This is a genomic window from Paraburkholderia sp. BR14374 (assembly GCF_040948685.1).
GTDB classification, from domain to species: Bacteria; Pseudomonadota; Gammaproteobacteria; order Burkholderiales; family Burkholderiaceae; genus Paraburkholderia; species Paraburkholderia youngii.
Genome location: NZ_JBFPKF010000045.1, coordinates 1 through 11,788 on the forward strand (window position 1 = coordinate 1; position 11,788 = coordinate 11,788).

General features: G+C 57.9%; 10 protein-coding genes and 1 pseudogene. 4 read left to right on the forward strand and 7 right to left on the reverse strand.

Annotated elements, in window-relative coordinates:
• Window positions 1-619, forward strand: a 619-nt coding sequence (gene phaP / locus AB3X86_RS36680) for a TIGR01841 family phasin (RefSeq protein WP_368599729.1), incomplete at its 5' end; no start/stop codon positions are given.
• 565 nt (window positions 620-1,184) lie between these two features.
• Here the strand turns inward: phaP and AB3X86_RS36685 are convergent.
• From AB3X86_RS36685 to AB3X86_RS36695, 3 genes are all read right to left on the reverse strand, one after another.
• The gene (locus tag AB3X86_RS36685; RefSeq protein WP_368599730.1) at window positions 1,185-2,450 is read right to left on the reverse strand and encodes an IS256 family transposase; all 1,266 of its coding nucleotides are present in this window, start codon (window positions 2,448-2,450) and stop codon (window positions 1,185-1,187) included.
• A gap of 1,092 nt (window positions 2,451-3,542) precedes the next feature.
• Complete coding sequence (gene queE / locus AB3X86_RS36690) at window positions 3,543-4,250, reverse strand: 7-carboxy-7-deazaguanine synthase QueE (RefSeq protein ID WP_368599731.1); 708 nt, start codon at window positions 4,248-4,250, stop codon at window positions 3,543-3,545.
• The gene (locus AB3X86_RS36695) at window positions 4,226-4,642 is read right to left on the reverse strand and encodes a 6-pyruvoyl tetrahydropterin synthase family protein (RefSeq protein WP_368587857.1); all 417 of its coding nucleotides are present in this window, start codon (window positions 4,640-4,642) and stop codon (window positions 4,226-4,228) included. Before AB3X86_RS36695 ends, queE begins: the two co-directional genes overlap by 25 nt.
• Before the next feature lie 816 nt (window positions 4,643-5,458).
• Here AB3X86_RS36695 and AB3X86_RS36700 point away from each other — a divergent pair.
• A pseudogene (locus AB3X86_RS36700) lies at window positions 5,459-5,662 on the forward strand (transposase domain-containing protein); the annotation flags it as partial.
• A gap of 537 nt (window positions 5,663-6,199) precedes the next feature.
• Here AB3X86_RS36700 and AB3X86_RS36705 read toward each other — a convergent pair.
• Window positions 6,200-7,165 (reverse strand): M64 family metallopeptidase, encoded by a 966-nt coding sequence (locus AB3X86_RS36705; protein WP_368587856.1) that lies wholly within the window; start codon window positions 7,163-7,165, stop codon window positions 6,200-6,202.
• A complete protein-coding gene (locus AB3X86_RS36710) occupies window positions 7,162-7,620 on the reverse strand; it encodes a hypothetical protein (RefSeq protein WP_368587855.1) in 459 nt (152 codons plus the stop codon). The genes AB3X86_RS36705 and AB3X86_RS36710 overlap by 4 nt, the downstream gene beginning before the upstream one ends.
• Window positions 7,621-8,400: 780 nt before the next feature.
• Here AB3X86_RS36710 and AB3X86_RS36715 point away from each other — a divergent pair.
• Entirely contained in the window at window positions 8,401-8,721 is a 321-nt protein-coding gene (locus tag AB3X86_RS36715; RefSeq protein WP_368599732.1) for a hypothetical protein, read from the forward strand.
• A 713-nt stretch (window positions 8,722-9,434) separates the two neighbouring features.
• Entirely contained in the window at window positions 9,435-10,076 is a 642-nt protein-coding gene (locus AB3X86_RS36720; RefSeq protein ID WP_368587943.1) for an alpha/beta hydrolase, read from the forward strand.
• A gap of 750 nt (window positions 10,077-10,826) precedes the next feature.
• Here the strand turns inward: AB3X86_RS36720 and AB3X86_RS36725 are convergent.
• Both AB3X86_RS36725 and AB3X86_RS36730 read right to left on the reverse strand, forming a co-directional pair.
• Entirely contained in the window at window positions 10,827-11,105 is a 279-nt protein-coding gene (locus tag AB3X86_RS36725; protein ID WP_368587942.1) for an IS3 family transposase, read from the reverse strand.
• A 96-nt stretch (window positions 11,106-11,201) separates the two neighbouring features.
• On the reverse strand, window positions 11,202-11,788 hold a 587-nt coding region (locus AB3X86_RS36730), incomplete at its 5' end, for an ATP-binding protein (RefSeq protein ID WP_368599733.1).

Here is an 11,788-nt window from a genome sequence, read left to right on the forward strand (position 1 = left end):
CGTTTTTGACCCATTATGCGATCTCTGTCGCAAGATCGTGGAGGCGCCGCCTTCGTGTCCGGATCGCGCACACTGGAGCTTCATCATGCTGAACCGGGAACAGATTGCCGCAATCCAAAACGTAACGGTAGGTTACCTCTTTGATCTCGGCGACAAGACAGTGGAGAGCGTCGGGAAGCTGGCTGCATTGAACAATCAATGGACCTGCACGACGCTTGTCGATATGTTCGAACTGGTGCAAAAGTCGCTATCGTCGAAGGAGCACCGGGACTGGCTCGCGCTTCAAGACAACTTCGCTGAGCGGATGACCGAGAGGGTGCTGACGTATAGCCGTCAGGCGGTCGACATCGTGTTGGTAACACAGGCCGAGTTCGCACGAATTGTGCAGGTGCAAGGTAGCGCCTGCCGCCGTCAGGTGCAGACGATGGTGGAGGACGTCGCCAAGAATGTTCCAGTCACGAGCGCTTTGAATTCCGCGATTTCGGCTGCCGATTCTCTATGCGAAAGCCTACGGAGTGCTGGTCGGCAAGAAGTTGAAGTCGCAAAAAGTAACCTTGAGGTCGGCGCGGAGGCGTCGAAGAGCACCAAACCTATAGCTACAAATAAAACTAGCAATTAACGGGATTGCGTCCGCAAGAACGCTTGGTTATATTGACGAGGAGTCGAGATTCGTGCGCGTAGTACCTTGTCCTCCTTGTCCTAATTCTCGCGTGCCATCTTCGTGTGGATCCAGTGCGGAGTTATGTCGGCGCCATTTGCCAGAACATCTACTGCGTCAAGTTCGGCAAACGCTTATATGCACGGCCACTCGACAGAGCGCCCTGACGTGAATGGTCCGCGCCGACGAGTCAGGTCTTTTTGGTGTCGGGGGCCAGACTCCACAGCCCTTGCTGCCAAAGATCCCTGGTGGTTGCTACATAGTCGCGTGACATGATCAGATATGACGCTGCTAGTTCGGTGCAGTCACGCGCAGCCACAGCAACATCGCAAATGGCTTGCACTGCTGCAATGTCGCGCCTAATACGCTGTAACCTCAGATCGCAATTTCGTTTCAGGGTTTCGTGGTAGCTCGCCTGCATTTGCAGGGCGAGCGTGAGAGTTGCAGCGCACAGATTGAGCGATGTAATGGGTTGTACTGGAGATAAGGTCAAGTCTGGTGTATGGGCCGTTGATAGCGGGCGACGTCAAGCGGCGAGTTTCTGCTGACCCGGTTGATCGTCTTGCACCGGCTCGCCGTCCTGGAAGGCAACGCCCTCCAGCAACAACTGGATCTGTTCGGGGCCGTTGATGCGGCGCCAGGTTTTCTCGGCTTCCTCGATCAGCTTGAATGCCAGACCGAGGAAGGTCGGTCGCGACACGCAGTTGCGTGTACGCGTAGTACGGTGGCGCACCGTCGCGAACGTCGACTCGATCGCGTTGGTTGTGCGCAGGTGCTGCCAGTGTTCGGCCGGGAAGTCGTAGAAAGCCAGCAGGCTCTCCCGATCCTTCTTCAACGTTTCCGTGGCCTTCGGATATTTCGCCGCGTAGACCGTCACGAAACGATCGAACGCCGCATACGCGTCGGCGCGCGTGGCGGCCATCCAGATGGCCTGCAGATCTGCCTTGGCTTTGCCTTGCTGTGACTTCGGCAGCGCGTTCAGAACGTTGCCCATCTTGTGGAACCAGCAGCGCTGGCCGCGCGTCCTGGGAAACACTTCTTCCAATGCGGCCCAGAAGCCCATCGCGCCATCGCCGACTGCCAGGAGCGGACCCGCCTGCAAGCCACGCGATTTCAGATCGAGCAGCAACTCCTGCCAGGATGCCTTCGATTCGCGATAACCGTCGCCGATTGCGACTCGCTCCTTGCGACCATCGGGCCTCACGCCGATGATCACCAGCAGGCACTGGCCGTCTGAGTTCTCGCTGCGCAGCCCGGTGTGAATGCCGTCGACCCACCAATAGACATACCGCGAGTTCGACAGGTCGCGCCGGCTCCAAATGGCGTGCTCATCGGCCCATTGCGCCTTCAGACGGCTCACCACATTGGCCGACAAGCCTTTGGCGTCCTCACCCAGCAGCACGCTCAGCGCTTCGCTCATGTCGCCCGTCGAGATGCCTTTCAGATAAAGCCACGGCAGCGCGGCACTCACGCGCGGCGACTTCCGCACATACGGCGGCACAATCGAGGAATTGAACTTCACACCAGATCCTGAGCGATCGCGAACCTTGGGGACCTTCACTGGAATCGGCCCGGCTGCCGTCAACACTTCTCGCTCGGGCAGATAGCCATTGCGTACCACGGCGCGTTGTCCATGCAAGGTCTTGACGTTCTCGAATCGCTGCAGCAGCGCCGACAGCTCCGCTTCGATTGCTTGCTGAATCACTTGCCGCGCTCCGTGTCGCACCAATTCGTCCAGGCCCAGACCGACTTCCGATAGACCGACAACTGCTTTTTCCGTAAACTTGCTCATGGTGGATGGTTTGTTGTTTGCTGGTTTCCGACTTCGACAATCAGATTCTCAGCTGAAACCTCCACCGCCTTCAATCTCCCGCCTCAACTCCCCCGTACACCAGTTCCGACTTTAGCTCGTTGTACTGTCATGGCGGATTCTTAAATGTGAAGACGCGGCCGACGCCTATGGGTCTTGACGAACGTTTGCCACGAACGGTGCATTTAGTATAGCCGTATCCGTCAAAAGCGCGCTTAACATGTGTCAATCAGGGGCGAGATACCGTTGGCGCCTCGAGACAATGCCGCACTGTGAAGCAGCTTGGGGACGCCTGTTCAAGCTCAAGGTGCTTAAATCTGGCCTAATCGGGTTGTTTCCTGCTGGAGTCTGCTGGGACGGTGCGAGCCGTCGGCCAATGCGGCGGCGCCAGACTGCGCAGAACGCGGCCGCCCCCGAGAGCGTTACGCAAGATCCCGCGCGCCGCTGTTCAAGGGGGGGGGCAATGCAACGCTAGTTCCACACGTCGAGCATGATGTCCAACCCTCGTAAGGCACAAGCTCAACCAGCCAGACGCTGGTTTTCGTACCGCTTCGCGAATTGCTAGCGCCTTGGACGTCCTTAAAGCGGGCGCGAGTGTAGCGACCGGTGATCTGAACTTATTGGCGGAGTGCCGCACGAACATCATCCATAGTCTTCTGCGCCGGCTGACGCGTTCAGAATCGCTTGCCGTTGCTCGGCTGAACATGATCGCGGAAGCGAGCTTGTCGCTGGCCTTTGCGCTTGTCATTTCACCGCATGCTGCCCGCCGCGCGAGTAAGGCATGCAGTGGCCCGACAGCGCGCGAACCGTTCGCACGCGCACTTTTGGGCGGCCTGCTCGACGCCTTGCCGATGCACGTCGACACCTACCTCGACGCGGTACGGTGTAAGCGCACTTCAGCTCAAAGTTCCGCCATGACTCATGCCATTCCACACGGGCGCGTTCGCGATGCCCGGACATGGCGGAATGCCCTGACGAGGTTCCGGCTAGCTCTACGCAACTGATGACGCCTTATATTTTTCTTGATCAACTGGGAGGACCTTCACCTCGCGTTGCCAGACCAAGATGGAGATGCTATCTGATGTTGATGAGTTTATGTATCTGCAACGATACGCGCCAGCCGTAGCGTTGCGCGGCCCGAATGCAGATATCCGTGGCGCGAGACGACAGGCTCAGCGGCTGCAACCAGATCGGTATGTCTCGCGCTTGGTGGAGCGGGTCAAGTTTCTCGAGCACCATGCCAACGTCGCGCTGCTTGCCGATCGCGCATTTGAGCTCGTTGGCTCGCCACAGTGCTTCATCTAGCACCGTGCGGCCACCGGGCATGGCGTACTTGGGGCTGACGGTGACGAAAGTGCTTGGCGTCACGAGCGGTATGTAAGTGCCGGAGGTTTCGACCTGGACCCGGTGATGCCACGCTTCGAGCTTCGTGATCAGCGGGCGCAGATCGTAGATGCACGGTTCGCCGCCCGTGATGACCACGTGCTCAGCATCTGACGCCCGCACTATATCGGCTAACGTCTGTACGCCGTACCACGCATAGCTGTCGCACGGTGACGCTTCTTTCAGACGCATCGCGCCCACGCTGATCGCGCGCTCCGGGACCATTTCCCACGTATGCTTGCTGTCGCACCACGGACAACCGACTGGACACCCCTGCAGGCGGATGAACACCGACGGTGTGCCGGTGAAGCTGGCTTCGCCCTGCAACGATTCAAAAATCTCGTTGACGGGATAGATGTCAACGGGCGGCACAGTTAGCGCCGGTACGTCACAGTGCATTTGCGCGTCTCCTCGATTCGCACTTCGACCAACCGGACGCTGGTTCCCTGCAAGATATCAGGGCCGAGCTCGGTTACCAGCCACTGCGCCACGTTTTCAGCGGTCGGATTGAAGGGCACGCCGACCACCGACGGATCGAGGTCGCGCAAGCCGACATAGAACGGATCTTCGATCCACAGCAACATGCGGTGATCCCAGTGATCCTCGAGCCAATTGCAAAGCAGTGTCTTGATCGCCCCGAAGTCGATGACGCGCCCGAGATCGTCGAGTGAGGAAGCTTCGCAATCAAAATGAACGCGGTAGTTGTGCCCATGCAGGTTCTTGCACTTGCCTTCATGTCCCACTAGGCGGTGACCGCATGAGATGTCGTGGTAACGCTCGGCGTGTAGCATTGTCATAACCCTTGTCCTCGTGCAATGGGCAGAAAGTCTTCCGATGCGGCGTCGCGATCGCGAGGAGCCACGCATCGCAATGATGGTCTGACATTAGCCGGTCGTAGACGTGCGTCGTGTAGGTGCGGAAGCGCAGATGAGCTGCTTCCTAGGCAGGCAGCGTGTTGTGCATTTTCGGCTTAGGTACACCAGTCAGTAGCGCGAAGGGATAGGGCACCAAGCCTTCGTTCGTCGCGGGCAGATGTAACAAGTCATCAGCGGCGCTCGAACGTCAGGTCTACCAGCCGGTGGCCAATGATGCCGTCCATGGCGGCATGTTCGGTATATGGTCGAAGCCGACAAGAGAACCTCATTGTGTTTGCGCGCGCTGGGAAGCGCTACGCGGTGCCAGTCGTGCACAAACGGGAAAACGCACCAAGCTAAGGTCTTATATAGTACTTCATGGTCCACATGGAATTTTCTGGTTGCAATTGGCCTACGCTTTTTTCTATTGTGGCAGGCGCAATCACATACGCCTTGATGAACGTCAACCTGCGCGTCCGACGCTGTATTACTTCCGGCAAATGGGACTCCGGGCGCCGGCATTCGTGCCGGTTCCATTCGACATGAAGAACGTGCGTCAGGCTGAGATGCGCATCCAGCATCCACGCCGACACGACCCTCACTACGCCTAGGCTGGCCTCAACGTGCACCACGCGACCGCCGCTCCGCTCTTCGACGTCTCGTACCTTGACGCGACGCCCATACAGGGGATGTCAACGGTAATGGACTTCAACTTCTTGCCCGATATGGGCAGAATGATCGCGAACTTGCTATCGGCGTAACTGGTTGTTCGCCGGCTCGCTGCGAGCGGGCCAACGCGCTGCCGCCATCATGGGCCTGTTGCGCTCACCACAACTCAATGGGCACGAGCCGCACGCCTATCTGAAAGATGTCCTCACGTGACTGCCGACCCACAAGGCCAGCGATATCGCGGCATTACTACCGCATCGCTGGCGACCGACCGCGACCAGCCACTAGTTAATCCGTCAAGGCGGCTTGGCTAGCCGCTTACGAATGCTCGCATCCGACCTGGTGATTCCCTGATCGCATCGGATCGACGGACGATCAGCGCCTTATGCACGTAACCTTTGCTGGCGAAGTGGCGGTCCAGACTGGGCGAATTTTAGCTCGATCAACAATAGGCGAAGATGCCGCTCTATTGGCCCCTGACGTGCCCGATGGCGTAGTAATTGTAGCGCCGATGCTTATCGACCGTCCGGGGCCTGTCGAGGTTGCCTGCGCGACCGAGTCGAGGCCATAGCGTGGGATTGCTGCCAAAGCTGGCGTCACTCGCATGAGTGACGCCGATTCCTCTGATGGTCAGCATTGCCGGCCGCGCTCCAACCGGTGTTGGGGCTGACGTTCATGATCGACGGCAGTCTCGCTATGATGTAGCTGAACTAGGCCGCAATCGCGCCCGCTTTGCTGCCTGCGCCCGAAGGGCTAAGCGTGCTGATCCGTGGGCCGGACTCGATAACGACGTTCGCTACTACCGACGCCGCGCGCGGACCGCAGTCAGGCCGATGAATCCGCTGTGGTTGCATCAACGTTCGCGCCACCGGGGTTGCCAGAAGTTGGGGTGAAGTGGCTCGTGACAGGCGGCAGCGGCAGGAATGGCTTAAGCGTGTTCCTGATGACTTCTAGGCAGACCGCGCAGAACGGTTTCCCGAGCGTACGCATTTGGCAGTTGTATTGTGGACGATACAATCCGCAATGGAAATACCCTGCGCCTGTGAATGCACCAACCGTAGCGGCCGGGGCAGGCGATGCTTGGGTATCGCATTGCGTACAATTAGCGTTGACGGTGGTCGGTAGCGCAGTGGCCGCAGCGATCAGTGCGCCCCATTTGATCGTCGCGCGGTCGGTGTTGGCGGTTATGTTGGGTTGTGCCGGCTCGGTTCCCGTATAGGTGTCGTGGCCAGTTTCACCGCTTGAACAACCGGCGTACGTCGAATATTCGTCGGCGAGGCCGAATGCCGTGTGCCCCATTTCGTGGATACCAATTTGCTCTGCGCCGTCTGCTTTCGAAAACACCGCGACCGGCCCGCCGGAACCGCCGTAGATGGTGCTGTTGACGATCACTACCGTCATGTTCGTCTGTGGCACCTGCGTGCGCGCGACGTTCAACGCTGTAGCGGCGTCGACGCTGAGCAGCCGCCGTATTTGCCCACCTTCGCAAAACGTCGCGTCGAAATAGGTGCGCGCCGTCGCGCCGGTACCGTTGCACAAGCCCGCGGGGTCGTCAGCGCCGCTGTCGGTCGAGGAAACCTCGACGCGGTGTACGTTGACGGCCGACCACATCTCGTTGAACGGCGCGGTACCGGCGACAGCGTTTGCGAAGTTCCACGCGTCGGTCGCATAGGTCGCCAGTTCGGCCCTCTGGTAGCCGTCGCCAAGGATCACAAGATTCCAACGCGATACATCAGGACCGTGGTCGATGATCTTGCTGACGCCGATGACGGCGCCATCTGCGGTAGTCATTTCAGGATGTCATCCAAACTGAATCGGGCGATTTCGCGCGCCGCACCCGTGCCAACCCGCGGGCCACCGCTGCGCGCTCGTTCGGCGCGGATCGTGCCGAATGGTGCGACCGGCGGGTGCTCTGTCGCCAACAGAACCAGTGTCGCCGCTTCCCAATAGGCCGGTACAAGAATTTCGAAAACGCCGCGCCGCAGAGCTGTAACGTGCGTTGGGGTCGCGCCGGGCGCATGCGCTTCGCGATACCGCGGCATTGGATCATGCTGGATCCGTCGGTATAACGGCCGGCCGTGGGGGTCGCGCAATTCGAACCAGAACCCCGCCTTGCCTTCGGAGCTGCACAGCTCATGCGAGGGTGGCAGGGTCATTTCGACCAGATGCTTTGAGGCGAGCGATAGCGCGTCGCCGTCGTAGGCAAAGATCAGGCGCAGGGTGCGGCGGTACGGTGGACTAGGCATCGGCGAACATCGCAATCCGGCAGTGGTGCCACAATTTTCGAGAATGCATCGAGCTGATCGACCAGCGCGGACGTTGCGGTTGTGCCCGGCGACCTCAATCTGCTGCTGCTCGCTTGCGCCGGCGGGTCGACTGTACACCAAGGCCGACGTCCTCAAACGTCCATCGCTGCAATATTCCCAACACGTAGCTTGGCCGCATGTACTGCTCACCGATGACTGCCGCTGGCAGCGGTAGCATCATTTGGTTCTCGCATCTTGTTGCATAACGGGGATGTCGACAGCGAAGCCTCGTCGGGCTCATTGCGGCCAGCAAAACTAAGCCGCCGCTATGGCCACAACTACCCTCAGTAACGCGTGTCCGCATCCTTTACATCGATTATTCCAACGGAAAATAGCTGACTGGTCGCCGGTGCAGGAACAGCAATCGCAAGGTCGTTGTTCAGCTCAATTGCAATAGAGTGTGTGACCTTTCGAGCATGTCGCCAAAAGGGCCAACATGAGAACGATCCAGCTCGTCTGCGCATCCCTCTGCTGCCAAGGAGATGATAACGCCATTCGGACGCGCGATATCACTCGATATTGTTTAAGTGTGCATAAGGAAGGTTGATGGAGCCTTTGCGAGTATCGGCGTTTCTTATTGCTGCGAGTATTGATTTCTGATCAATGTCAATCTGATTCAAATTCATAAGTGACAGCCGCACCATAATGCACCATTCTAGCTGGCCGGACGATGAAGAATCGATACATTTATTGAACATAGACAATTTGTTGAACATAGACATGATGACAAAAACATTAAAAAAGATTCGCGTTTTAGGGGCTCTTTTGATTGCGGTCGCGCTGAATGGTTGCGGTGGCTCGGACGGCGGTTCAGTCACCGACCCGACTCACGCGTCAGTTGGTTCCAGCGTGGATGATGAACTAACGCCATACTACGTCCAGTCAATAACTTGGCATACCTGCGGATCTGACAATTTTCAAATTGTGAACAAAGACCTGCTGGGTCCGCTATCGACTAGGGCTAGTTGTACTACGGTAAAGGTGCCGTTGGATTACGATGATGCGTCCAAAGGTAGCGTCGGCATTGCGTACTGCGAGTGACTGCCGGTAAGCCTGCAAACCGGCTTGGTGGCATATGGATGAATCCTTGGGGGCCAGGTGCGAGAGGGCTGGCTATGCCTTTGCGCATGTCGACGCTATGGCTGCTTGGGAATTCGGCAAATCCTGTAGGTCGAAAGCTCTTGCAATTGTCGGATGCCTACGATCTGAACGGATTCGATCCGCGCGGCGTCGGTTCAAGCGCCCAGTTGGTATGCAGTTCTAGCGCCCCGGCGAGAGCAATTTCTTTCACCGATAGGTCCCCCGCTGGAGTCAGGGCACAGATGATCGAAAGCCGCGACCTCGTATCCGCTTGTGGTGGCACGCCGCTGACCCCTTTCATTAACACCGAATAGCGTCGTAGATATCACCCTTCCGTTTGCCGAGACCTTCCCTCCGCAGGCTCCAGCATTTCAGCACACATTCGATGGCATCATTGCCCTTATGTCGCCCCACAGAACGAGCTTTGCGGCCTCGGTTCGAACGCGGACGATGTCAAAGAAATTACTAGGAACGGTCCCCCTTGGCTCACAAGTTGGCTTGGCCGAACCATAGTTGATTCACTGTATGCTCAATGGCAAATTGATGCTGTGGTAGAAAAGTTGGCAGTGGCCAAAAGAATAAAGACGGTTTTGGCAGAAAACCCGCAGACTTCCCCTAATGACCTTCATCGCGAGGTAGTCTCGCTGCCTTTCTTTCCGAGTTGGAACAGAGCCGTGGAAAATGCCACGCAAAAGATTGCCGGAGAGGCGGTCGCAAGATATGCTGAAGTAGGTTCCGGTAGCACAAGGTCCCTGGAGGACCGGCGGGCGGCCCAAGTGTCCGTGACCTGCAATGATGGAGCCTTGATCCACTCGAGCGAGGAGTACTGGACAGATCTTGGAAATTCTCTCGCCATGTCTGCGCCGCTTGTGGGGGGCTTATATTCCGGTCAGCCCTGTCTTTACTGGCCGTTCAGCACGCGCAGGCTGCCGTCGTTCGACAGTGCCGCGACGCTACCTGTTCTCATGCTGCAGGATGAGAATGATGGTCCAACGCCTCTGCCTGGAGCGCGCGCCACTGCAGCCACATTGAAAAATTCAAGACTTGTAGTTCAGGAGACGACGTACGACCATGGTGCATTTTTTTCTGGCAGCGAATGCATTGGCGGCTATTTCGCAGACTATCTGCTCGAGGGTGCCTTGCCGGAGAAGGGCGCCACGTGTGCAGGAAATGGACTGAACACCTCGAAGAAAACTATCAATATGAACAAAAAGCTCGCCGCTAACGCTGTAACAGAAGAGTACCGGACTGACATGTACACCGATCGTCTCGAAGCAGAAAAGGTTCTGCAGGACCTCCGAGAAATGATGAGATAGTTCGCAATGCATTCTTGGATGTAGAGGATTTCGTCGCCATGGAGAATTAAGACAGCTATTGGCAGCGGTTGCGTGCGGCCAACTGTTATGCGGTGCGTGATGCTTTTCGCCAAATCCCTCGCACCAGCACGGACAGTCTAAGTATCAACGGGCAGTCGAAGCTGAATTGGAGACTACGCTGCCTCAGCCGAACCCTAACATAGTGCGCCGCGCAATTGATGGCGCCCCCAGAGAATGATCGATGTGACGCGATTTTAAATGCGATCGGTGGCGCAGGCGCGCTGCCGCGAAAGTCGAGTTGGGCCGCGTAATGAGGTCCGCACCGTCTCGATCCGCTCAATAAGATCCCCGTGGCATGCTGCACGCGTCGATAGTCCGACTCTCCGGGGATATTATTTCACGCTGAGCAAGTTGTCGGCACCGGAAAGGCTGGTGATCCATGTCATTCTCATTGCGGAACGTCCTTATACGGCTCATGGGCACCGCAGGCATCGGACATTGTGCCCTGTCCCAAACAGGAGCGTACCTTCTACGTTCGGAGTTCGACGTGCTCGGCCAGAGGCTGTATCTTTCGTCTGTGCTAGATCTGTACAACGGCGAGATTCTGGCCTATCAGATGAACACGCGCCCTCTGTTTGAACTGGCTCGCGGCGCACTAAGTTCGCGATTAAACAGGTTCGGCGCAATACACCCGGCTTCGGCGCGCCATGAGCGGTATTTCTTCACGCGCACCGGCGACTTCAGCTTCAGCTACACCATCAGACGTCGCACCGTCTTGCGTGTCACCCTCTGGCCTGCCACCCGGATCGCTTCCACGATGCGCCGGTAGCCATAGCGGTCCTTGTTCCGTTCGCCACCGTCAAGCAATTTCGACTGATAGCAGAACGTACTGCGCGCCAGCTCCGCCGCCTTGAGCAGCGCGGGTAGCCGGTGATGCTGTCGCAGTTGCAGCACTATTTGCGTTTTATCTCTTGCGCCGCCCGCTTCTTCGCCTGAAGAAGGGGCGAGATTTGTAGTCTGGACAGGCATCCTGGACGGCTCCCTGCCCCCGGACGGTCAGTTGAAACTCCCCCAGTTGTGGTCGCGTAAAATCCCCCACCGGGTGAAGCAGGACGAGGTCGAGTTTTAGTCCTCTTTCGTTTTCTGCGCAAGGGCCTCAGCGGCTTCCTTGAGCCGGTAGCTGCGGCCGTTGAACTCGAGCTGGTGGCAGTGATGCATGAGGCGATCCAGGATCGTGGTGCTCATTGTGTTGTCGCCCAGGTACGCGCCCCAATCTTGTACCACGCGATTGGATGTGACGATGATGCTCCGGCGCAGTTTGTAGCGCTGATGGACCAGCGTCTGCAATAGCGCGCCGGCCTCGTCAGGAATCGAGCGCGCCAGGAACAGGTCGTCCAGCACGAGCAGGTCCGCGTCGAGTATCGCGCGCAGCCGCGTCTGCCGCTGTTCGGGTGCGCTGAGCGCGTAGCGGTTAAAGAAGTCGTCAGTTTCGAGATACTGCACCTTGTGACCCTGGAGGATTGCCTGGTATGCGACGGCTTTGGCAACGTGTGACTTCCCGGTGCCAGGTTTGCCGATGATCAGCCCGTTCTCGCCCGCGGCGATGAACTTCAGCGCGTTGAGTTGGAAGCAGGCCTGACGCGGGATTTTCGGATTGAACGACCAGTCGAACTCGGCCAGCGTGAGTTTTTCCTCGAGGCCCGACTGCTGGT